Annotated in this window: 20 protein-coding genes; 6 read left to right on the top strand and 14 right to left on the bottom strand. The window is 43.8% G+C overall.

Features of this window, described 5'->3' with window-relative positions:
* From AB6811_RS03550 to AB6811_RS03540, 3 genes are all read right to left on the bottom strand, one after another.
* A partial coding sequence (locus AB6811_RS03550; protein ID WP_369489067.1) for a hypothetical protein occupies positions 1-717 on the bottom strand: 717 nt, incomplete at its 3' end.
* Positions 718-949: 232 nt separating this feature from the next.
* Complete coding sequence (locus tag AB6811_RS03545; RefSeq protein ID WP_369489066.1) at positions 950-1,114, bottom strand: hypothetical protein; 165 nt, start codon at positions 1,112-1,114, stop codon at positions 950-952.
* Between the two features lie 16 nt (positions 1,115-1,130).
* Entirely contained in the window at positions 1,131-1,343 is a 213-nt protein-coding gene (locus AB6811_RS03540; RefSeq protein WP_369489065.1) for a hypothetical protein, read from the bottom strand.
* A gap of 279 nt (positions 1,344-1,622) precedes the next feature.
* On the opposite strand from AB6811_RS03540, the gene AB6811_RS03535 reads away from it, so the two are divergent.
* A complete protein-coding gene (locus AB6811_RS03535) occupies positions 1,623-2,126 on the top strand; it encodes a S24 family peptidase (protein ID WP_369489064.1) in 504 nt (167 codons plus the stop codon).
* 479 nt (positions 2,127-2,605) lie between these two features.
* Here the strand turns inward: AB6811_RS03535 and lgt are convergent, their stop codons facing one another.
* The 6 genes from lgt to panC all read right to left on the bottom strand — a co-directional run bounded on the left by lgt (position 2,606) and on the right by panC (position 8,703).
* On the bottom strand, positions 2,606-3,445 hold the full coding sequence (gene lgt / locus AB6811_RS03530) for a prolipoprotein diacylglyceryl transferase (protein WP_369489063.1): 840 nt from the start codon (positions 3,443-3,445) through the stop codon (positions 2,606-2,608).
* A gap of 672 nt (positions 3,446-4,117) precedes the next feature.
* Complete coding sequence (locus tag AB6811_RS03525) at positions 4,118-4,477, bottom strand: hypothetical protein (protein ID WP_369489062.1); 360 nt, start codon at positions 4,475-4,477, stop codon at positions 4,118-4,120.
* 543 nt (positions 4,478-5,020) lie between these two features.
* The gene (metK, locus tag AB6811_RS03520; RefSeq protein ID WP_369489061.1) at positions 5,021-6,289 is read right to left on the bottom strand and encodes a methionine adenosyltransferase; all 1,269 of its coding nucleotides are present in this window, start codon (positions 6,287-6,289) and stop codon (positions 5,021-5,023) included.
* 180 nt (positions 6,290-6,469) lie between these two features.
* Entirely contained in the window at positions 6,470-7,474 is a 1,005-nt protein-coding gene (locus tag AB6811_RS03515) for a lysylphosphatidylglycerol synthase transmembrane domain-containing protein (protein WP_369489060.1), read from the bottom strand.
* Between the two features lie 17 nt (positions 7,475-7,491).
* A complete protein-coding gene (gene panD / locus AB6811_RS03510) occupies positions 7,492-7,842 on the bottom strand; it encodes an aspartate 1-decarboxylase (protein WP_369489059.1) in 351 nt (116 codons plus the stop codon).
* Positions 7,843-7,863: 21 nt separating this feature from the next.
* Positions 7,864-8,703, bottom strand: coding sequence for a pantoate--beta-alanine ligase (gene panC, locus AB6811_RS03505; RefSeq protein WP_369489058.1), 840 nt, complete (start codon positions 8,701-8,703; stop codon positions 7,864-7,866).
* A gap of 302 nt (positions 8,704-9,005) precedes the next feature.
* Between panC and AB6811_RS03500 the strand changes: the two genes are divergently transcribed.
* The 3 genes from AB6811_RS03500 to glmS are packed head-to-tail and all read left to right on the top strand — an operon-like array spanning position 9,006 to position 12,967.
* Entirely contained in the window at positions 9,006-9,845 is an 840-nt protein-coding gene (locus AB6811_RS03500; RefSeq protein ID WP_369489057.1) for a glycogen/starch synthase, read from the top strand.
* Complete coding sequence (locus AB6811_RS03495; RefSeq protein WP_369489056.1) at positions 9,826-11,130, top strand: DUF4270 family protein; 1,305 nt, start codon at positions 9,826-9,828, stop codon at positions 11,128-11,130. The genes AB6811_RS03500 and AB6811_RS03495 overlap by 20 nt, the downstream gene beginning before the upstream one ends.
* 1 nt (position 11,131) lies before the next feature.
* Positions 11,132-12,967: a glutamine--fructose-6-phosphate transaminase (isomerizing) gene (gene glmS / locus AB6811_RS03490; protein ID WP_369489055.1), complete on the top strand. Its 1,836-nt coding sequence runs from the start codon at positions 11,132-11,134 to the stop codon at positions 12,965-12,967.
* A gap of 55 nt (positions 12,968-13,022) precedes the next feature.
* On the opposite strand, the gene AB6811_RS03485 is transcribed toward glmS, so the two are convergent.
* Positions 13,023-13,901 (bottom strand): tetratricopeptide repeat protein, encoded by an 879-nt coding sequence (locus AB6811_RS03485; RefSeq protein WP_369489054.1) that lies wholly within the window; start codon positions 13,899-13,901, stop codon positions 13,023-13,025.
* A gap of 142 nt (positions 13,902-14,043) precedes the next feature.
* Here AB6811_RS03485 and AB6811_RS03480 point away from each other — a divergent pair, with 142 nt between their 5' ends.
* On the top strand, positions 14,044-15,630 hold the full coding sequence (locus tag AB6811_RS03480) for a capsule assembly Wzi family protein (RefSeq protein ID WP_369489053.1): 1,587 nt from the start codon (positions 14,044-14,046) through the stop codon (positions 15,628-15,630).
* Here AB6811_RS03480 and AB6811_RS03475 read toward each other — a convergent pair.
* Entirely contained in the window at positions 15,627-17,144 is a 1,518-nt protein-coding gene (locus tag AB6811_RS03475; RefSeq protein ID WP_369489052.1) for a sugar transferase, read from the bottom strand. The genes AB6811_RS03480 and AB6811_RS03475 overlap by 4 nt on opposite strands.
* Before the next feature lie 147 nt (positions 17,145-17,291).
* On the opposite strand from AB6811_RS03475, the gene AB6811_RS03470 reads away from it, so the two are divergent.
* A complete protein-coding gene (locus AB6811_RS03470; protein WP_369489051.1) occupies positions 17,292-18,497 on the top strand; it encodes an L-serine ammonia-lyase in 1,206 nt (401 codons plus the stop codon).
* On the opposite strand, the gene AB6811_RS03465 is transcribed toward AB6811_RS03470, so the two are convergent.
* From AB6811_RS03465 to AB6811_RS03455, 3 genes are read right to left on the bottom strand one after another with little or no spacing between them, the layout of a single operon-like run.
* A complete protein-coding gene (locus AB6811_RS03465) occupies positions 18,494-19,462 on the bottom strand; it encodes an ROK family protein (RefSeq protein WP_369489050.1) in 969 nt (322 codons plus the stop codon). The two genes, AB6811_RS03470 and AB6811_RS03465, sit on opposite strands and share 4 nt — an antisense overlap.
* Positions 19,463-19,486: 24 nt before the next feature.
* On the bottom strand, positions 19,487-19,720 hold the full coding sequence (locus tag AB6811_RS03460; RefSeq protein WP_369489049.1) for a DUF4834 family protein: 234 nt from the start codon (positions 19,718-19,720) through the stop codon (positions 19,487-19,489).
* Positions 19,721-19,753: 33 nt separating this feature from the next.
* A complete protein-coding gene (locus tag AB6811_RS03455) occupies positions 19,754-22,441 on the bottom strand; it encodes a DUF3352 domain-containing protein (protein ID WP_369489048.1) in 2,688 nt (895 codons plus the stop codon).
* Between the last annotated feature and the right edge of the window lie 245 nt (positions 22,442-22,686).

Raw genomic sequence — 22,686 nt, 5'->3', positions numbered from 1 at the left:
CGTTTCGGCATCGGCAATCCTGAGCGTACCCGACAGGAACTGCAGGTAGTAGTCGTGCACCCACTCCCCAAAGGGTAAATTCTCCATGCAGTATATGGAAATGAGCAGGCGCTCAACCTTCTCGTTAACCTTACGGCTGTTGCGGTTGCACCAGTTGCCGTGTACCAGCGCCTCGTAGCCGTTTTCCCTGTACTTCTGTACCAGCTCCTTGAGCCGGCGCGGGTTAAGGGGCAAGTCGTGGGGGTAGCGGCTGCGGTCGAGCTCGTCGATCAGGCCTGCCGCATGGGTATATAGCTCACCCTTGCGCATGCCCATGGCCCGGCGACGGGCTCGAGCATCGTTAAGGTAGCGTATCAGGGCGTTGAGTATGCAGGCCTCCGACAGGTACTTCACCCGGGCCTCCTCGCGCAGTGGGCGCCCATCGGGGAGCCTATAGGCGGTGTAGTAGCGAGCGGCATCGGCATCGGGCTTGATGTAGTCCTCCAGCGTGGCGCGCTGGGCCAGCCTGGATACATCGCCAAAATGCCCCTCAATTACAGCCCGCCTGTCGCCCCGCAGGGTGTTGTACTCAATGAGTGCCGGATGCCCTCCGCCACCCGTTCTTATAATAGTCAGGTAGCCACGCCTTTTGTCGTTTTTGTATTGATCATAGGTGAGTCCAGACTGGAGCCACTCGTCAACCGTTATACATAGTATGCCATTGTGGTACTGGGGCATAAGCTTTGTTTTAAAAAACCGGTCTGTTCCCGGCTGTCAGGCGCAACTGGGCAGTGTTCCGTGCGCCGCGGCCATCCACCCGCCCTACTGTGCAGCGCCTGCCCATTCGCACCGCACAGCTCCCGGTTCGGGCATCCATCAAGGGTTGTTCCCGCAGCCCCATCCGATGGAGCAGCATCGCGCCTCTTGCGGGATTTTTTCGAAGAACTTACAAAACATGCCGACGAGGTTATTAGGCTTTTGAAATAAAACCATACTCCGTTGGGGTTTTGTATGTTGCTACAAAAAGTGGTAATCCAAAGACCCTAAGAGTCTTAACCGTAATATTCTCGTCGTGTCCTTTTAAAAACAACACCTCCCATTTTAATGGGGTAATAATCTTTTTTTCTTTTTTCATAGACATCTGTTTTTAGTTATTTTATTTGGGTTACTTCCTTATCCATGCTGTTTATGCGGCTTTCGGTAAGTTTTTTTATTGCCGCTTCAACCAGTGGGTGCATGGTGCGCTTGCCCTGCAGCATGGCCCGTATGGTTATGGCGCTGTAGCCGGTTAGGCGGGCAAGTTTAGGGGCGTCGCCCCGTTTTAGATAATTTTTTAGCTCACTATATTTTTTTTCTGTATTCATTTGTATTAATTTTGATTTAATTTCATGTAACAAATATAAGGTAAATATATTAACTATCAAAATTTAATGGACAATATTTTGACTATAAAAGAAAGAATTTTGCAAATAGCTAAATATAAAGGATTTAGGTTAGAAGATTTTTGCAATAAAATTGGATTAACATATAATAATTTTAAAGGTAAAGCAAAAAAAACACCTATAAATAGCAATTCAATAGTTAATATATTAACCTTAGTACCAGATATTAATCCAACCTGGTTACTTACGGGAGAGGGTCCGATGCTAAGGGATGGGGAATTGAATAGCCTGGCAGTGACCGAAGAGCGCGTTACACGATTTCCCGGCAAAACTGATAGGCCCCTGACCAGCGCACGCATACCCCTATACAGCGTTGATGCCATTGCTGGCGTGGTGGAGGTGTACGAGCAAATATCAGACAATGAACCCATTGCATACCTCGAGATACCCAACCTGCCCAAGTGCGACGGGGCCATATACGTGGTGGGCGATAGCATGTATCCGCTACTCAAAAGCGGCGATATTATTATATATAAGGTATTACACGATATTAACAATATTTTATGGGGGGAAATGTATTTGCTATCGATAGTAAATAATGGAGATGCCTATGTTACTGTTAAATATGTCAAAAAATCGGATATTCCCGGATATGTAACGCTGGTTAGCTATAACGAACACCACCAACCCAAGGACTTCCCAATTGAATCGATACGATTTGCAGCACACGTTAAGGCATCAGTTCGCATTAACTCCATGGGGTAACGATCCACACGCACACATTTTACACCCATATATTTTTTATTGCACTGATATAGTGCGTTTTATGTGTTTTTCAATTGTATATATTACGGAATTTTCCCCCCCTCTATTTTACTTTTTAGCAGTTTTTTTGCCTGTTTTTTGGACTTACCCTCCCTTTAATGCCCTATTTTTTTTCCCTGTTTTGACCCCCCAGTTGACCCCCCAGCTGACCCCCCAGCTGACCGCCCAGCTGCCCCCTAACCCATTTTTTTACAATTTTCAACCCCATTTAAATGCAACAAAAAAACCCCTTTTAGAAAGGGGCTTAAAATGTCATCCATTCCTTATAATTTCTTGTATTTTAAAGAGCCAATGTTTAACCTTAATGTCGCTTTTTAGTGTTAATTTAACCGCATATATTAACCCAGTTTTAACCCATTTGGTACATTTTGTTTTAAGTGAGAATTTCGTATGTATCTAATTATCAGCCATGTGTATTTTCAAAAATTGTACATTTTGTTTTGGGGGCCATATATGTTGTCCTGTGGGATAAAAACCGAAGGTTTAAGGTATGAGTAAATCAAAAATCCAATTCCTGCTGCAATAAAGGGTAAGCTAAGCCACTGCCCCATGTTTAGCATCATGTGTTTTTCAAACTCAACCTGTGGTTCTTTTACGTACTCAATCAGGAATCGTGCGCCAAAGAGTAGGATGAGGAAGATACCAAAAATGAAACCGTTACGCAGCTTGCCATCTGCCTTTAGGTAAAGCCAGTAAAGCAGGATAAATATTGCGGTGTACGATAGTGCCTCGTAAAGCTGTGTGGGGTGTTTGGGGATCACCTCGCCATTCCGCACAAAAATAAAACCCCAGGGCAGTGTGGTTTCAACCCCGTAGATTTCAGAATTAAACAGATTTCCCAGGCGAATAAAGGCACCACCAATTGCTACGGTTATTACAACCCTATCAATAACGTAAATCATGGGGACCTTTTGCTTGCGGGCAAAAAGGTAAAGGGCAATTAGTATCCCTATGGCCGCACCATGGCTGGCCAAGCCTCCGTGCCAGATCTTAAGGATTTCGAGCGGGTTGCTGAGGTAGAATTCCGGCTCGTAGAAAAGGCAGTGACCCAAGCGGGCTCCAATTACTGTGCCTACAATCATGTACATGGTTAGCGAGTCGAGGAAACCCTCGGGCAGGTGCTCACGCTTTACAAAGCGGTTAAATATGACATAACCAATGTAAAAGGCCATGGCCCACATTAGGCCGTAGTATCGTACTGAGAACGGGCCAATACTAAAAATTTCAGGATTGATATTCCAGGTTATGTATGCAAGCATAGATCAAAATTTTTGTAAATGTAAGCCAAAAAATTGTTTTTGAGGAAAATTTGTCCCTTATATTGATGGAAAGTATGGGTTAACAGGTTTAGTTGTAAGGTGATGGTTGATGGTTGATGGTTGACAGTTGATGGTTGTTAGTTAAGGTGTGTTTAGTGTTTTGTGTATAGTGTTTAGTTTGGTAATGGAACGCAGACGACACAGATTAGGCCGATTTTCACTGTGAAACACCTTGAAAACTCTGAGTAACCCTGTGATACCGATTTAGTTGATGGTTGATGGCATAAGAGTTTACCTAAAATCTTGAATCTGAAATTTTAAATCAATGTTGTTTAGTTAAGGTTATTAGTCATGTTGCGCGCGAGCGAAACATCACGCTGTCGTGCTGAGTTCCAATTTATAGGGATAGACTTCGCCGAAGCATCTCATAATACCTTCATCCATTATTTAATGAGATTCCTCGGCTAACTCGGAATGACAACATGATGGGCTCCCTCACTCACTTTGTCATGCTGAGCCTTGTCGAAGCATCTCTATATTCCTTTATCTCCTTATGATTGGTTGTTAGGAAATCGTTCGTTGCAATGGTCTACTGTTGCGATGCAAAGCTTCACCATTGCTCTTTGGAAAAATATTGCGTGCATCGCAAAACACATGGGAATAGGTATGGAGTTACAAATGTTTAGCCCCTACGGGGCTGGGTGCGTTGTTCGTGGAATTGACCTCACCCCCGCCCCTCTCCTGATATGAGAGGGGAGAGGCAATTAGGAAACTTTTTTGCAGGGTTAAAGTCTCCCCTCTCAGGGGAGATTTAGAGGGGGCATCTAGGTTGAATGTGTAAAACGACCTCACCCCCAGCCTTTTTCCCTGAGAGAGTATGGAACGGAAAAAGCAGGCAATGGCATAAAAGCCTGACACGGCAAAGGGGCGGGGGTGGAACGTTGCGGTGGGCTTTGTAAGCGATACCACATGAGTCACGCCGCAGGCGTGGCGAATTGTATCGCGCAGCAGTTCCACCCACGGGGTACCCATCGGGTCGGGCTTTTCAGCCTTGATTTTCTTTGGTTCTTTCTTGTATCAAGACAAGAAAGAACATGTAAAAGGCTCTTTGCAATGCCCTTCTGTTGCGATGCAACGTTTCAGTTTTATTCTTTGGAGTATCATTGCGTGCATCGCAATACATAGGGGAGTGGCCATGGAGTTACAAATATTACGCCCCTACGGGGCAGGAAGCGTTGTTCGTTGTTCGTTGTTCGTGTATCGTTGTTCGTGAATGCCAATCTGTGTAACACCGTGTTACACCGTGTAACCTTGTGATACCTATTTAGTTAATGGTTGTTGGTTGACAGTTGATAGTAAATTCAATAGAACACGGATAGCACAGATTGGGGTCATATACGCAGATTTTCACTAAATACGAAACACTAAACACGAAACACTACCCCCCTGTACTCTGCATACTGAACACTGCACACTAATAATGATATCCTTTGCTCCCAACTAAGGCGGGACAGGACGCTCAGGATTAAAGGTAGCGTATTCTCTAATGAAATCAAGTACTATGGTGAACCCCCTTTACAGGTTAAACTCCTTGCGGAGAGTGTCAACATAGTCGAGCTTTTCCCAGGTAAAGAATTCCACCTCGCGCTTAACCACCTTTTCGCCCTCACAGTTGCCATTCACAATAAATTCCACCTCGCGCTTGTAGTAATCGCGACCAAAATGGCCATAGGCAGCGGTTTCCTCAAAAATGGGATTCTTTAGGCCCAAACGTTTAACAATGGCACCCGGACGCAAATCGAAGATCTGCTTAATTTTTTCAGCAATTTGGCCATCGGTAAGCTTAACGTGCGAAGTTCCATAGGTATTAACGTAAAGCCCTACGGGCTCGGCAACGCCAATGGCGTATGCTACCTGAATGAGAACCTCATCGGCAATGCCGGCAGCAACCATGTTCTTGGCAATATGGCGGGCTGCGTATGCACCGGAGCGGTCAACCTTGCTGGAATCCTTGCCCGAAAAAGCGCCACCACCATGGGCCCCTTTGCCGCCATAGGTATCAACAATAATTTTACGTCCGGTTAAGCCGGTATCGCCATGCGGACCGCCTATTACGAACTTACCGGTAGGGTTAACGTGTAAAATGTAATCGTCATTGAAAAGCTTTTGAACCCTTTCAGGGAAACGGGCTTTAGCCCTTGGAATAAGGATAGTGCGAACATCCTCCTTGATCTTGTTCAGCATCCTATCATCGTCGGCATCAAACTCATCGTGCTGGGTGGATACAACAATGGTATGGATTCGGAGGGGCTGGTTATTATCGTCGTACTCAATGGTTACCTGCGACTTGGCATCGGGACGGAGGTAGGTCATCTGCTTACCCTCCCTGCGGATTTTGGCAAGCTCCATGAGCAACACGTGCGAAAGCACAAGGGCAAGTGGCATATAGTCGTCGGTTTCGCGGCAGGCATAGCCAAACATCATACCCTGGTCGCCTGCACCCTGCGAGTACTCATCGCCACGCTCAACGCCACGGTTAATATCGGGCGATTGTTCATGGATTGATGAGATAACGCCGCACGACTCGGCATCGAACCTCAGCTCGTGCTTGGTGTAACCAATCCGGCGGATAACCCGGCGGGCAACCTCCTGAACATCAACATATGCATGGGTTTTAACCTCGCCACTTAAAACAACTAAACCGGTAGTAACCAGTGTTTCGCATGCCACCTTTGAGTTGGGGTCGCGACGTAAAAACTCATCGAGCAGAGCATCGGAAATTTGATCGGCCAGCTTATCGGGATGCCCTTCCGATACGCTCTCCGAAGTAAATAAATATCCCATAGTAAAAAACTTTTAGGTTAAACAAATATCTATGGGGAAGGTTTGATCGATTGCTGGAATAATCGCTGTTTTAGCATTTATTTTTGTGGTTGCAATCAGCCAAATCTTTCCACATTCAGCTCACAAATGTATACTTTTAACGTGTATGTAACAACTTTCAATGCTGTAAATTGGAATTTTCTACGCCAATGGCTTGCGCTGCTTAATGTAGAGGTAAACCATCGATACAATTCCTGCAATAACCAACAAAATGGTTTGTGATTCGTGCGAGATGATTGCAAATATCAACCCGTTCTCGTAAGTGATTCCAAAAATGCCAAGGGCCGAGGCAGTGATAATGTGGTAAGCCCCAAAACCGCCCTGTACGGGAACAGTCATACCATAGGAACCAATAACCATGATAAACAGTGCATCCCAGCCAGTAAGGTTCGATGTAATTGGGGTAGAGCAAAGTAAAGCCCAGGTCATTAGCCAGTAGCTTACCCAAATTAAAACCGAGAGCAGTGCGAATTGGATTACCCTGGGTGTTCGGTAAATACTCTTTAGTCCATCGATAACGCCTATTACAGCACTTCTGATTTTCCCGTTCAGTTTCTCGCCCAGGAAATCGCTCTTTAAAATGAAACGGATAAGGAGTAGAAATGCGATTGCCATCACCAGTAGAATAACAATTTTATACCCCTCAATATGTATGACCTTTTGCTCAATGGGATGAACAATCCTTGAGTAGATATACTGGCCAAAGGAATCGATTTTGACAAGAACCACAATAACAGTTGCAATCAGGAGCATTGCAAGGTCGGCAGCGCGCTCAACCACTACGGTTCCAACAAGCGACTCAAAACGGATTCGGGAAACCCTACTTACGCTACCACATTTTGCCACCTCGCCAAAGCGGGGGAGAGCTAGATTAGCCAGGTAACCGAACATTACTGCTGCAAACAGGCTACCAAATGGAGGTTTATGGCCAAGGGACTCCATAAGGTAACCCCAGCGAATAGCCCTAAGAGCATGGGCAATAAGGGCAATTAAAAGTGAAATGGCTATCCAGAAATAGCTTACCTCCCTAAAACCCTGAGCAATATGGGTAAAATCGACACTCCTGAAAGCGTAGTAGAGCAGTACAATGGCAAGGGAAAAGAATACGGCAAAGTTAAATAGCCTTGATTTCACTATGCTTTTCAATGCAGTAAACGGGTTTGTTATACAAGCTTGTTGGTGGCGGTGTCGGGGAAAATTACAGTGGGCTTAAACTTTTTGGCCTCCTCAAAATCCATGGTAGCATAGGAAATAATAATTACTACATCGCCCACCACGCACTTGCGTGCAGCAGGTCCATTGAGGCAAACTTGGCCACTACCACGCTCACCCTTTATCACGTAGGTTTCAAGGCGTTCGCCGTTGTTTATATTGACAATCTGAACCTTTTCGTTTTCAATAATGTTTGCTGCATCCATCAGGTCCTCGTCAATGGTAATGCTACCAATGTAGTTAAGGTTAGCCTCGGTGATAGTAACCCTATGGATTTTCGACTTGCAAACTTCAATCATCATCGCCTTATACTGTTTTCGGAACTATTTAAACATCATGTTATCGATAAGCCTGATATTACCAGCCCAAACCGCAATGCAGCCAACAATTCCGTTGGGGTGATCCCAGCCCTGAACAGGCAGCAGGGAATCGGCATCGGCCAGCTCAAAGTACTCAACCTTAAGATTTGGGTCGGAGTTGATTCTATTTACAACCCAATCTATCATTTCTTTAACGGATAACTCATTGGTTTTGTTTCGTGCTTCAGCTAATGTTTGGTAAATGAGCGGGGCACTTTTCCTATGCTCAGGGGTAAGCAGCAGGTTACGGCTGCTCATGGCCAACCCATCGGGTTCACGCACAATAGGGCAGCCAACTATTTCAATCCGGTAGCCCAGCATACGAACCATTGCCCTAATGATGGCCAGCTGCTGGTAATCCTTTTGGCCAAAGTATGCCCGGTGAGGTTCAACAATATCGAAAAGCTTGCTTACCACCTGGGCAACCCCGTTGAAGTGTCCCGGTCGGAACTTTCCCTCCATCACCTTGTCGAGCATACCAAAATCGAACACACGGGTATCGGGCTCAGGGTAAATCTCGCTCTCGGTGGGCATGAAAACAACATTAACCCCTGCAGCCTCCAGCATGGCAATGTCCTTTTCGGGCATTCGGGGATAGTTCTTTAGGTCGTTTTTATCGTTGAATTGTGTGGGATTTACAAAAATGCTCACAACCGTGATATCGTTCTCAGCAACACTGCGCTCAACCAGCGAGACATGACCTTTATGCAATGCTCCCATGGTTGGAACAAAGCCAATGCTTTTCCCCTCGCTCCTGAAACCCTGAAGCATCGTTTTTAGATCCGATATCTTATCAACAACCACGCACATAGGCAATTATAGTTTACTGAGGTATCGATATTGACCTTGCAAAGGTTGTAAATTTTTGAATAACATGTATGTTGATTTTTACCGTTGATGCCCTAAAACATATCAAAAAGCTATATAATTAACATTAAATGGACACCGATAACAACTTAAATTTTACATGTATACTGGTATTCAATTACATAACAAATTAATCAATATCAAGAAAAAAGTTGTAACTTTGTAGCCTATTATAAATATGCGCCTTGGTGATTGATGTTTTAGCTATTTAATCAAATTCGGCAAAAGGATAATCCAAAATGAAAGAAAAAAAGGCGAAGATACTCTTTATCTCTCAGGAGATACTTCCATACCTGCCTGAGAGTGAGGTTTCAAAAATCAGCAGGTTTTTACCTCAAGGGATACAGGAAAAGGGTCGAGAGATAAGAACATTTATGCCAAGGTATGGATGTGTGAATGAACGCCGAAACCAGCTGCACGAGGTGATACGCCTATCGGGGATGAACCTAATCATCAACGACATGGATCACCCCCTTATCATAAAGGTGGCTTCCATACAAAGTGCGCGTATGCAGGTGTACTTCATTGATAACGAGGACTATTTCCAAAGGAAATCCACCTTAACCAATGAGAATGGCGAAACCTTCGACGATAACGACGAAAGGGCTATCTTTTTCAGCAAGGGAGTAATTGAAACCGTTAAAAAGCTACGCTGGTCGCCCGATTTAATCCACTGCCATGGCTGGTTCACCGCTTTTGCCCCACTGATGATCAAAAAGGCCTACGCCGACGACCCTCTGTTTGCCCACTCTAAGGTTGTTTTCTCTGTGTATAACGATGGTTTTAGCAAACCTTTGAACGAGAATGTCAGGAAAAAAGTGTTGATGGAGGGTATATCTAAGAAAGATGTTGAGATTTTACGAGAACCAACATACGAAAACATCCTCAAGCTTGCCATAAACTTTTCCGATGGGGTTATTTTGGGTAGCCCTACTGTTAACGGCGAGGTGCTTGAACATATAAATACAGCTAAAAAACCTTTACTCCCCTACCAGGATAGTGAAAATTATATTGATATTTACGACGAATTTTATAACCAGATACTAAATGGCAATTCAAATGTTTCAAAAAAGAAGTAGTATTGGAATCAGGCATTTGGGTGTTTTAATTGCAGGCCTTTTTCTTTCGATATTTTCGCTCACGTCATGCTATAATGAACCCGGTTTTTTAGGCAACAATCTTTTACCCGACGAGGATATTTACAAGGTAAAGATAGATTCCTCGTTCAAGGTTAGCGCTTTTACCCTTACAAAGGATTCGCTAAACTCATTTCTGGCCTCCGAGGGAGTAATGGGGTATGTTAACAGCGAGATTTTTGGATCGACCAAGGGAAGCTTTGTTGGCCGCTACCTCCCGGGAAAATCAACCGATGGTTACGGCGGGCCTACTGCAACTGCCGATTCAATATTTTTTTATTTTACTGCCACCAGCTTTTACGGCGATTCCACCACTGAACTTAACCTGAGGATACACGAGATTACCGACACCTCGCTATTCTGGGACAAGCAGAACGCCCTCAGCCCTATTAATGTTAATACATACAACCCAACCCCTTTGGTTACCGCAACCCTCAAAGGGAAAGGAAGTTTGAAACTACCACTCCCACTTACATTTGGTCAATCGTTAATGGACTCGCTGGCGTTAACCGATTCAAAAATATTTTACACCAAGTTTAAAGGGTTCTATGTAACCTTCGACGAGTTACCCGGTTATGGAGGTGTAGCCTATAACGTATCAACCTCAAACATGTACCTTAGGCTATACTACCATTACGTTAAACAGATTGACGGCAAGGACTCAACCATTAATACCAGTAAGACCTATACGTTTGGTTCAAGGTTTTACGAGTACCTGCATGATTACACAAAGGCTGATCCTGCTAAAAAAATACAACACCTTAACGATACCATTACTCAGGATACAGTTTTCTATACCCAGAGCCTTGGCGGGGTTTATGGGAAAATAACTTTCCCCGACCTGACACAATGGCGCGACTCCATGCCCATTGTAATACATCGTGCTGAGCTCATCATTGGTAAGGCCGATGCTACCACATCGCTACCCGACTCAACCATTAGTCAGCTCCTATTTTACTACAAGGATGGTAGCGAGTGGATTGGACTGATCAAGGATCAGATAACTAGCACAAATACCCTTAGTTCAAACGGCTCGTACCGGACATTCAGGAATGGTTACAGTGTCAATATAACCTACCATTTCCAAAGAATGCTAAAGGGTGAGTATAGCGACAATAGCCTGTATGTATTCCCAAACTCGAATACTACCATTAGGCATGGGGTGCTTAAAAGCGGACAGAACAGTACCCCAATTAAACTAAAAATTACATACACCAAGCTCAAATAGTATGTGCGGAATTGTTGGATATATTGGGTATAGGCAAGCTTTCCCTATTGTGATAAACGGTTTAAAACGCCTGGAGTACCGGGGTTACGATTCGGCCGGTATTTGTATAGTAAATGGCGATCCGTTTCTTGCAAAACAAAAGGGAAAGGTAAGCGATCTGGAAGCCTTTATTGGTGATAGACCACTCCCAGGCACAATTGGAATTGGCCATACCCGCTGGGCTACCCACGGCGAGCCTAACGACATAAATGCCCACCCCCATGAGTCGATGAACGGCAAGTTCATCCTTATCCATAATGGGATTATTGAAAACTACAGCCTACTCCGTAGCAAACTGGAGAAGAGGGGTTACATCTTTAAATCGGAAACCGATACTGAGGTTCTGGTTAACCTGATTGAGTACATCTACCTGAAAGGAAATGTTACCCCCGAAATTGCAGTCCGCTTAGCGCTGACAAAGGTTGTAGGAGCGTACGGTATAGTTGTTATTAACCGCGATGAACCCGATACGCTGATTGCAGCCCGCAAGGGCAGCCCGCTGGTAATAGGGGTTGGCGAAGGCGAGTACTTTATTGCTTCCGATGCCACTCCAATTGTTGAGTTTACCAAAAGTGTAATATTCCTTAACGACAACGATGTTGCTGTACTCCAGCGCAACCAAATGGTTCTGAAAACCATTTACAACCAAGCGCTTGAACCCAACATCCAGCAGCTCGATATTGATATTGAGGCAATAGAGAAAGGCGGTTACGAGCACTTCATGCTCAAAGAGATATATGAGCAACCGCGTAGCATCCACGACACCTATCGTGGCCGTATCTCGAGCGACCCATTTGACATTCACCTTGGCGGCCTGTATAGCGTACTACCAAACCTTACAGAAGCCAAACGTATAATCTTAATTGGCTGTGGTACCTCGTGGCACGCTGCGCTTGTGGGTGAGTACCTGATTGAGGATTTGGCCCGCATACCCGTAGAGGTTGAGTACGCCTCGGAGTTTCGCTACCGCAACCCCATTATCAATAAGGATGATGTGGTGATAGCCATTAGCCAGAGCGGCGAAACCGCCGATACCCTGGCAGCAATAAGACTTGCCAAGGAAGCCGGAGCGCTTGTGCTAGGAATTTGTAATGTGGTAGGATCGAGCATCCCCCGCGAAACACACGCCGGCGTTTATACCCATGCAGGCCCTGAAATTGGGGTTGCATCAACCAAAGCATTTACCGCTCAGGTAACCGTTCTAATCATGATGGCCATACTGCTTGGCCGCAGGCGTGGTACACTTACCGAGGAGCGTTACCGCGAACTTATTCGCGAGGTTACCCTTGTACCGGATAAAATTGAGAAAATACTACAAAGCGAGGAGCTAGTCAAAGTCATTTCGGAGCGTTTTAAGGATTCGCGTAACTTCCTTTACCTTGGTAGGGGCTACTATTTTCCGGTTGCGCTTGAGGGCGCACTTAAACTAAAGGAGATATCGTATATCCACGCCGAAGGTTATCCCGCTGCCGAGATGAAACATGGGCCCATTGCCCTGATTGACGATACCATGCCGGTAGTGGTTATTGCAATTAAGGACAGCAGCTACGAGAAAATTGTAAGCAACGTTCAGGAGGTTAAAGCACGCAAGGGTGTTATAATTGCCGTTGTAACCGAAGGCGATACCACCATAAAGGAAATGGCCGACTATACCATTGAGATACCCGAAGCAGGCGAGATTGTTGGTGCTTTGCTTACCGTTATCCCATTACAGCTACTGGCTTATCACATAGCCGTTATGCGTGGATGCAACGTTGATCAGCCACGAAACTTAGCAAAATCGGTTACAGTGGAGTAACTCAAGCATATTCTATAAATAAAAAAAAAGCGCTTTTAACGCGCTTTTTTTATTCCTACTTAGCAAGTTTATACCAGTAATCGGCCTTTTTCTTATTCTCAAAACGGGTATAGATGTTACCCAGGTAACGGGCATACCTTTTATCGGGCTTCAACCTGTAAAGGGTTTCAAAGTAATCGCGCGAGATTTTATAATCGGCATTCACCTTCTTTAAAGCCTCGGTAAGCTGCTTATACTGTTTGGTGGTCTTGTTCTTCTGGTATGCGTTCATTTGGCTCACGTACAGCTCATCGGCTCGGTTAAAGTGATACTCTCCAAGGAATTCTAGAGCTTCGGTATTATTTTTATCGTGCTTTAGTAACTCCTTTGCAAGCATTTCCGCCTTCTGGTTGTTTTTCAATTTCCGGTTAACAATCAGGTAGCCTGTTTTAAGGTTTACATCGGACTGATACTGTGGGGCTAATGCATTCCATAATGAATCGGCCAAGTTCCAGTTCTCACTCCTTACGTATGCATCAAAAAGCGTAGCTCTTGCCTGTGATAGCAATTCCGGTTGGTTAAGGTCAACGCAAAGTTTAAGGTTAACAATCTCACGCGAAAGATTATCAATTTTACGGTAAGCCTTAGCAAGAGTGAACAAACCTTGAGCATTGGCCCCGTTTTCCTTTTTGGCTTTTTCCAGGTAATCAATTGCCTTTTCGGTTTGTCCAACCTCCCAGGCAGCAATACCGGCTTTGTTCCAAACGTCACCGGTAACCCCTTTACCTGTAGCAATTAGCTGTTCATACGAAGCCAATGCAGCCTGATAGTCGTTCATTTCAAAAGCTCGCTTGGCCTCATCGGATAGCTGCTTATTTTTTTTCGAAACCGCACAAGAAAGTACTATGGTTCCTATTAGGACAAATGTTAGCGGGAATTTTAGTTGTTTTATCATTATAGTCTATTTTAATCGCTGCAAATGTAACAATAAGGAAACAAATTTGTTACTCAAAACAAATCAAGTAGCTAAATTCACTCTTAAACCCAAATGAAAATATTGGGTTAATGTTGTAACTTTACTAATAATTGACGCCACAATGAAGAAACTAATAATTGCAATTGCAATAACACTTGCTTCGCCCTATTTGTATGCACAGGAAACATATCACCATATCTCAAATATCGGTATCTACGAGTTTATTGATGAGCTAAATACGCTTGGCATTGTAAACGCAAATACCAGCGTTAGGCCTTACAGTCGTGATTTTATCAAAACGTTACTAACACAGGCAAACGAACAGAAAGAAAAGCTGAATAACCGTCAAAGGAAGGAGCTTGAATTTTATTTGGCTGATTTTGATAAGGATAATGCTACTAAGGGAAAAAAACGATTCGATATCCTATACCGATCCGACTCACTTTACAGTATTACAATTAATCCCTTGCTGGGAGTAAACACCATTAAAAACGATAGTGCATTTGCCTATAACCGTTGGGTTGGAGCGGAGGTGCATGGGCATGCCGGAAGATTTGGTTTTTATGCAAGTCTACGCGATTATGCACAGAATTATAGGCTTGCGATGCCAACCTATTTGACCCGAGAGCAAGGCGGTAACTACAAGGTAGATGGAGATGGGGGTGAATTTAGCGAAATGAGAGGCGGTATAACCTATGGATGGAAATGGGGCAGCATAGGAATGATTAAGGATAATGTTCAGTGGGGCTCCGGTTATAACGGCACAAATATTTTGGGTGGGCGCACACCATCGTTTGCCATGCTAAAGCTTAATGTAAAACCTGCTAGGTGGATAGAGCTGAACTACATTCACGGTTGGCTTGTATCGCAGGTAATTGATTCCGCAAGAACATATATAAGCTTTGGAGAAACCCGAAAGGTTTACCACAACAAGTACATCGCCGCTAACCTTATAACCTTTAAACCCTACAGGGGGTTAAACCTTTCCGTGGGGAACTCAATCGTTTACTCCGACCTTGAGGTTCAACCCGCCTACCTTATACCATTTTTCTTTTACAAATCAATTGACCATCACCTGAATGGCATGAGCAACCAGGTTGGGCAAAACTCGCAGATGTTTTTTGATATCTCATCGTACAACGTTAAGCACCTTCACCTTTACGCCACTCTTTTCCTGGATGAGCTTTCGATGAAGAATATGTTTAACCCCGATAAGCATAGCAATTTTTACAGCCTGAAAGCGGGCTTCAGGGTGTGGGACCTCCCTTTGAGCAATTTATCATTAACCTTTGAGTACACCCGTACTAATCCGCTAGCATTTAAGCATATTATTGAAACAACCACATACGAGAGTAACAGGTTTAACCTGGGCCATTACCTTACCGATAATGCCGATGAAATACATTTTGCCATAAGTTATCACCCTACCCGGGGATTACAGTTATTCGGAAGTTTTACCAAAAGCCGAAAAGGTCCCGATTATACAAAGATTACAACCGAACGACTAGGACTGCCCTTCATGGAGCAAGTAGAGTGGGAGCAAACGTTCTGGCAAGTGGGTGCTCGATACCAGATAATTAACGATGGGTATATCTTTATCGCCGGAGGGGTTAACAACATCAAGAACTACACCAGCTATAAGTACACCCCCAACTTTATGCTGGGCAAGCAGATGCAAGTTGAAGCTGGCATTTGCTGGGGCTTTTAGTTGCTCCTATACCGCTTGAAAACAATATTATAAACGGCAACAAAAAAGTACTTCAGGTCAGTAAACAGTGGATGCTTATCGTAAGCATCAAGGTATTTGATTTCCGAAGCCATTATCTCCTCCAGGGTTTTGGGATTATCAACGTAAAATGGTGGAATTAGGCCTGGTTTGTACTTAATTCTCCTTTCCTGGAGCTCCTTGGAGTATAGGTTAAAGTAATGCTGGCTTAAAGGCCTTACCCCCACTATTTTTAGTTCTCCCCGTAGGAGGTTAATAATCATAGGTAGCTCATCAATCCATAGTTTCCGCATGAAGCGTCCAAGGGTTGAAATCCTAAAATCGTCCTTAAACTTGCCACCCTCCTGTAGGTTATGTTTGCGGTAAATGTATTCCTGTAGGTACTCCGAGTATGGGTGCATGGTTCGGAGCTTGTAAACCTTGATAAATTTGCCACCCTTCCCAATACGGCGAAGCTTTATGAGAGGGCCATAGGTAGGCTCCATGTCAAAGTATGGCTTGCGGATTTTTTGGGAAACCACATAGTGCATTTTGTCAATTTCCTGCTCATCAATAACATCGAAACCGCATGAGTAAAGCCTTCCTAAAAGCTCGGCCCTGCTTATCACCCTATTCTCACCACGTGTAAGCAAAAAGTATATCCCCTTGGTAAATGAAAACTTAGGGAAAACTCGTTTTAGGATGAAATCAAAGAGATAGTATATGTAGTTAAGTATTGGTGGGAATTTACTAAGTATTCGGTTCTTGCGCTGTTCCTGTGTTTCGGCCATGCAAACAAACACACCACCAACAGGAATTTTCTCGTTAGCGGCCTCAAAGAACTTGTTAATTCGCCGAATATCGTTAACCCGCTTAAGGTTTATAATTGTTTTAAAGGTATTGCTGGGCTGATTTAAAAGGTTGAAGCTGGTTGTTGTGGCAATAATAAGCGTTTTATCGCTAAACAGGTTGGTATGTTGCTCCAGAAAACAGTACACATCGCGGCTAAAATCGGAGAGTATTGCCTTTTGAACTGTTTTAACACGGGTAGGATCAATGGGCTCCTCGGTGATTGTGGGTACTGGCCGAGGCCTACGGAGCGAGCGCTCCACCTTGCCCAATACATCGTCGGGCAATACCTGGGTTTTCTTTAGAACTCCCCATAAATTGTAAATAAATAGTTCAGCCAGAGTAGTGAATGCTATTGTACTAAACACAATGAAACGCGAGTAGTAATCGTTGCGGGTCAAGAAGATTAGAATCGAAATAATTGCAAGCACTATGAGGTTTGAAGTAATAATATTCTTGGATAAGTGCCTTATTGAGTAAGAGGTAAATGTGTATTTATTGTAGATGAGCGAGGTCAATATCCAGGTTAACGTAAAAATTAAAACGCCATTCCCATAGTTACCCAAATACGATTGGAACGAAACCCCCTTTATTACAGTAGTTAGCCAAAAGGAAACGCCAATTAGGAAGATATCCAGCAAAATCAGGATTGATACTCGCCTATTCATTTACTAAAATTGCTAATTATTGATTAAAGGTAACACATTTTTAGCAAACTACTAATTATTCTAATTTAAAAAATTGGGTTGTTAATTTACTCTAAACCCTTGCAACAGATGTAAAAATGATGTTGCTTTGCCAAAAAATTAAAGTGCATGCTATCCATAAGGGAGATATACAAGGAAGGATATGGGCCATCGAGCAGTCATACCATAGGGCCTGCCCGTGCTGCAGAGATTATGAAACAGCGCCATCCGGAGGCCAACTACTTTAGGGTATCGCTTTACGGCAGCTTGGCTCTAACCGGCAAAGGGCACCATACCGATAGTGCACTACGCAAGAGTTTTTTACCAAAGCAGGTAGATATTATTTGGCGACCCGAGGAAAGCCTTCCGCTTCATCCTAACGGAATGATTATTGAGGCTTATTCGGAAGAGGACGGTCAGCTTATCGACTTTTGGGAGGTTTACAGCATAGGCGGTGGCGATTTAAAAGATAAGACAGGAGTTCTAAATAATAATCCTGTTTACAGGCTGACAACCATGACCGAGATTTTAGCCTGGTGCAAAAGCGAGGGGAAAAGCCTCTGGGAATTTGTAGAGGATAACGAGGGTAAAGAGATCTGGGATTTTTTAGCAAAGGTATGGCATACCATGCGCGAAACCGTTAAGCGAGGGGTTGATAATGAGGGTGTTTTACCAGGGCCTATAAAGCTGGCACGCAGGGCTTCAGCCCAGTACACCAAGGCATTAAACTCCCATGGAACTATGAAACATACAGGTTTGCTATTTGCTTTTGCCCTTGCAGTTGCGGAGGAGAATGCGGCAGGAGGGAAAATCATTACCGCACCAACCTGTGGTTCGTCCGGGGTGCTACCCGGTGTGCTTTTTTACCTCAACAGCGAGGAGCATATTACGGAGCAGAAAATGCTTAGAGCTTTAGCCACTGCAGGGTTAATAGGGAATCTGGTTAAGCATAATGCATCGATATCGGGGGCAGAGGTGGGTTGCCAGGGGGAAATAGGCACAGCCTGCGCTATGGCTGCTGCAGCCATGACCCAAATCATGGGCGGGTCGCCCACCCAAATTGAGTATGCAGCCGAGATGGCCATGGAGCATAACCTTGGACTAACCTGCGACCCGGTAATGGGATATGTTCAAATTCCTTGTATTGAACGCAACGCCATTGCTGCCACTAAGGCATACTCATGTGCAGTTTACGCCCTTTCGTCCGATGGGGGGCATAAAGTATCGTTCGATAAGGCGGTTGAAACCATGGCCGAGACAGGCCGCGATATTCAGGTGGCCTACCGTGAAACCGGTATTGGTGGACTTGCTAAAAATTGGGAGGCTTTTAGTTAGCGTGCCGATTTATCCAGCTCTTCCCAAATAAGGGCAGCAGCCCCGAGCACAGCAGCATTTTTATCCTGCAAACCTGAAAGCAAAAGTTTTACCTTGCCCTTAAAAACTGGAAACATATATTCTTCCATGTAACGGCGAACAGGATCAATTAGCAACTCACCGGCATTGGCTAAACCTCCAAAGAAGAAAATGGCCTCAGGGTTAAGTATAGCCACTAAATCGGCAAGGCGAGTTCCTAAAATAAGTCCAGTATACTCAAAGGCTGCCCTAGCAAGCGGATCGCCTGTTTTGGCTGCCTCAGTAATCATCTTGGCAGTAAGCTTATCGTAGGTAACGTTGCGGAGCATGCTAGGCTGGTTGCTATCGGCAATCATCTTGAAGGCGGTTCGGCGGAGCCCTGTTGCTGAGGCGTAGGTCTCAAGGCATCCCTTCTTTCCGCATCCACACTGACGGCCATTTGCCTTGGCAACCACATGCCCAAACTCGCCAGCAAAACCGTCATGACCTATAACTAGCTTGCCATCAACAACAATTCCGCTACCTAACCCTGTACCCAATGTGATAACAACAAAGTTTTTCATTCCCTTTGCTGCCCCAAAAAGCAACTCGCCCAGTGCAGCAGCATTGGCATCGTTGGTAACCACACTAGGAACTCCAGTTAATAGGGTAATCTCCTTACATAAAGGGAGTATCCCTTTCCACTCCAAATTTGGAGCATCAACTATAGCGCCCAGATTATATGAACCATTAGGAGACCCAACACCAACGCCAAGCAACCTGTGTTCATGACCAAGTTCCATGAGCAACTGCTCAATAGCCCCGGTTAAGTTCTTTACAAAAACATCAAAGGTAGCATTACAGCGTGTGGGAAGGGTACTCTCGGCAAGTATATCGCCATTACGGTTAACTATTCCTATTACTGTGTTTGTACCACCAATATCGATACCTGCTACAACTTCAGCCATACATTTGATCAAATTAAACTATAGCTAATCTAACTCTTCGTAATCCACGTATTCACCCTGATTCTTATCGATAATCTTTTTTTTCCGGGTGAATGAAAAATTTCGCCCCTTGCTGCTATCGGTCGATTGTTGACCTGTTTCCTGGTTAACTTTTTTATACAATCGCCTTAACCAAAGCCTTAGGATGATGCGCCCTATCAAACCCAGTAAAAAAAGGGTCAAAAAGAAGTAAAAAATGAATTTTAAAAATGCAATCATTATTCTGTTTAAACGGTGCGCAAAGATAGCTATTTATTTAATGGCAAAGCATATAACCCCATTCTGTTTTGATAAAGTAACAAATTGCTTGCTCCTAGAATTTACCTCAACAATTGGAATACTGCCCGATATAGGGAAAAAGCTAAGAGGTTTGCCACTGAAATCGTAACCAAAAACACTTTCATCCCTGGTTGCCAAAACCAGGTTATTGTTTGCCATGACCTGTAGGTTTCCGGTATCGAAATCGCCTATTGACGATAGTATCGCATTTTTTAGTTTGCCTTCGGTTGAATATATGCTTATCCTATTTCTATCGAGGATAAAATAATTTTTTCCTGCCATGATAAAGGTATGGTTGGGTGAGTATGGTTCCAGCACTTGACTTTCGACCCTGCCATCAAAAAATAGCTTATTGATTATGCCCAGCGTATCGGTGGTTAGTAAATATGGCCCTTTACCCGAACTTCCTACCAGGTAAAATTCACTGTTTTTTGCTTTGGCAAAAAAAGATTGAGGCTTTAACCGTTCCTCGCCACGCCGGTTCAGTAAATACGGCCGATTTTGGTCAAAAATCACTATATAATCCTTACCCTGATAACTAACGTGGCCTATGCGATTACTAACAACCGTTTCTGTTTTAAAGCTAAGCCAACCGCTTACGGGTTTTCCGTTAGTGTTGTAGCAGTAAATCTTTTTATCGGAGCAAGCCACAATAAACCGGTAGTTACGGTTCTTGTCATAATCAAATGCCGATAATGGGGAGGTGGCTCTAGCATGCAAGGTTACCGGAAAACCTTCAACATCATTTCCATTGCGGTCAACCAGGTATATTCTGTTGCCTGCTGCAAAGACCATCTGTAACTTCTTGTTTCGATAAATATCTACTTGGCTCACACTGCCAAGAATTGGAGCCCCAATCTTTCGTTTCCAGAGTATATGCCCATCGTTACTAATAAGATAGATTGAGTTTTCAGAGTCCTGAACCAAAACCTCCGGTTGTCCGTTAAGATGGTTAACCAACAAATGTGGTTTGCCAACCGGTTCAGTGCTGAGCTTGCAAACCCACTTCACATTTTTAAGCGAGCTTGGGGTTTCAGTCATATCGGCCTGGGTGCTTTTTATGGCAAGCATGGCAAAAAGCTTTTGGCTTCCGCCCACTACCTGCCAAATAAAGCTATGGCTGGAGAGCGTTTTTCCTTTGTATAGCTGGGTTGGCTTACCATTTAAGTGTAATTTGCTTAAGGGGTATGAATCCATTCCCTTGCTATAAAGAATCAGATTCGATGATGTGGAAATACGTTGCTGAACGCTCCTATAGCTTTCTGTTCTGGTAAGTGTGTTATTACGCAAATACTCATTAATTATGAATTCAAGCGAACTGATGCTTGAGCCGAAAACCAAAACGTTATCGATTACCGTCACAAACCCATCGTTTACTTTCAAAAAGCTATTACCCAATAGGGTAGGGATAAACCATTTAATAGGGTTTTCAATAATAGGGAAACTTTTCTGTTTATCGGGCTTAAACTCATGTTTGACAATGGTTTTTGTACCAGCAAACGATTCAAGCTGCTGTAGGGTAGCTGAACCGCTCTTGGTGTTTGCAAGAATAAACCAATCTGTGCTATTGTTTTGTAATTTGGCCGATAGTACAGCAACCTCGTTATCGAGGTTATTCACTAAAAACTCATCGATTGAAACCCCTGTATGGGCTAAGAAATCTGAAAGGTTTCTATTGTATGGTTCAGTTAGGCCAAGGTTATCAATATAATCGCTATAGTCGGCCATAAAGTTATGGATGTTGGGCAGGCCATACCAGGTAAAAAATGATGTTGAAGCAGGCATGTAGCCATGCAAAGAAAAAGGAACAGGGTTTTGACGGGTAAATATTTTATAGTAATCGCCATTGGTGGCTGAACTCACAATAAGCCCATTGGCAATTACCATGGTAGGTGATACCTGAACATCGAGCCCAACCCAGCTTGCAACCCCCTTAAGAGCAAGCGAATTATTTTCAAGCGATAAAGTTTTAGAGAGCTCATTGATATTTACAAAGACATTTGCTGCAACGCCAGTTGCGGCTGTTTGGTAAAGCGACTGAAACTGCACATCGGATTCAACGGCAGCATCTTCCTTCAGCTTTTTGACCGATTCAACAAGCAATTCCTGGCTATTGCTAACCAGTAAAAGATTGCTGAACACGGTAAAAGTTAAGCTGAAATAGTTCCCCTCAGGAACCTCAACATAAATTGCGCTGTTGCCGGCAATTTGTATCTCCTCGGCCTTAGCATACCCTAAACTTTGAAGCTTTATAAGCTCTAGAATATCGCTTTGGTTAATCTCCTGGGGAACTTTATGGGCCAGTAAAAACTCGCTGCCCTGCAGATGGTGGTTGTAAAAGGCTACTGCAGTATTAGTTCCTTTTAAGGCTGTTCTAACTTTATTGTCCGATTTTGCTGCGCTATCCAAATAGTTAAGCATGCCTGCAAAACTTTTAACAACATCGCCCCGTTCAAGGGTTTTCCACCAACTATTTGACTTTACAGAGTTAGTAAACAATTCAAAATCATCAATATTCAAAATCAATGAGGCATTTAGAGGGATAGCATCAATTGGGTTGAATTGCCGGTAATCCTGTTTGTTTACCCAATGGTAAAACAGAAATACTAATCCAGCAATGGCAAGTGATAGAAATACCATGGTTGCTATGATGCGCTTCATCGATGTAACTGTTTGGCGTGTTAAAGTTACAACTAATTTAGGAAGGATAAACTGATATTTGGTGTTTAGTGTGGGGAAGTAGTTGATAGTTGTTGGTTGGTTATTAAACTAGCATTCCACAAAAAATCAAACACTAAACACCAAACACGAATAATCCTCACCTGAATAACTGAACTTAAACTTTTGATTGTCTGAAAAAAACTCTAATTTTGTGAGATTTTTTTGGAAGCGATTATCTACACAGA

This window comes from Tenuifilum sp. 4138str, assembly GCF_041102575.1.
Classification (GTDB): Bacteria; Bacteroidota; Bacteroidia; order Bacteroidales; family Tenuifilaceae; genus Tenuifilum; species Tenuifilum osseticum.
The sequence above is the reverse complement of the archived record's forward strand: the minus strand, read 5'-3'. Positions and strand labels throughout refer to the sequence as shown.

Bases quoted from the DNA above. Each gene is read 5' to 3' on its own strand.
- glmS (WP_369489055.1), top strand. From the start codon at position 11,132: ATGTGCGGAATTGTTGGATATATTGGGTATAGGCAAGCTTTCCCTATT.
- AB6811_RS03525 (WP_369489062.1), bottom strand. From the start codon at position 4,477: ATGGGTACCCCGTGGGTGGAACTGCTGCGCGATACAATTCGCCACGCC.
- AB6811_RS03545 (WP_369489066.1), bottom strand. From the start codon at position 1,114: ATGAAAAAAGAAAAAAAGATTATTACCCCATTAAAATGGGAGGTGTTG.
- AB6811_RS03480 (WP_369489053.1), top strand. From the start codon at position 14,044: ATGAAGAAACTAATAATTGCAATTGCAATAACACTTGCTTCGCCCTAT.
- AB6811_RS03535 (WP_369489064.1), top strand. From the start codon at position 1,623: ATGCTAAGGGATGGGGAATTGAATAGCCTGGCAGTGACCGAAGAGCGC.
- AB6811_RS03495 (WP_369489056.1), top strand. From the start codon at position 9,826: ATGTTTCAAAAAAGAAGTAGTATTGGAATCAGGCATTTGGGTGTTTTA.
- AB6811_RS03470 (WP_369489051.1), top strand. From the start codon at position 17,292: ATGCTATCCATAAGGGAGATATACAAGGAAGGATATGGGCCATCGAGC.
- AB6811_RS03485 (WP_369489054.1), bottom strand. From the start codon at position 13,901: ATGATAAAACAACTAAAATTCCCGCTAACATTTGTCCTAATAGGAACC.
- AB6811_RS03460 (WP_369489049.1), bottom strand. From the start codon at position 19,720: ATGATTGCATTTTTAAAATTCATTTTTTACTTCTTTTTGACCCTTTTT.
- AB6811_RS03455 (WP_369489048.1), bottom strand. From the start codon at position 22,441: ATGAAGCGCATCATAGCAACCATGGTATTTCTATCACTTGCCATTGCT.
- lgt (WP_369489063.1), bottom strand. From the start codon at position 3,445: ATGCTTGCATACATAACCTGGAATATCAATCCTGAAATTTTTAGTATT.
- metK (WP_369489061.1), bottom strand. From the start codon at position 6,289: ATGGGATATTTATTTACTTCGGAGAGCGTATCGGAAGGGCATCCCGAT.
- panD (WP_369489059.1), bottom strand. From the start codon at position 7,842: ATGATGATTGAAGTTTGCAAGTCGAAAATCCATAGGGTTACTATCACC.
- AB6811_RS03475 (WP_369489052.1), bottom strand. From the start codon at position 17,144: ATGAATAGGCGAGTATCAATCCTGATTTTGCTGGATATCTTCCTAATT.
- AB6811_RS03500 (WP_369489057.1), top strand. From the start codon at position 9,006: ATGAAAGAAAAAAAGGCGAAGATACTCTTTATCTCTCAGGAGATACTT.
- AB6811_RS03465 (WP_369489050.1), bottom strand. From the start codon at position 19,462: ATGGCTGAAGTTGTAGCAGGTATCGATATTGGTGGTACAAACACAGTA.
- AB6811_RS03540 (WP_369489065.1), bottom strand. From the start codon at position 1,343: ATGAATACAGAAAAAAAATATAGTGAGCTAAAAAATTATCTAAAACGG.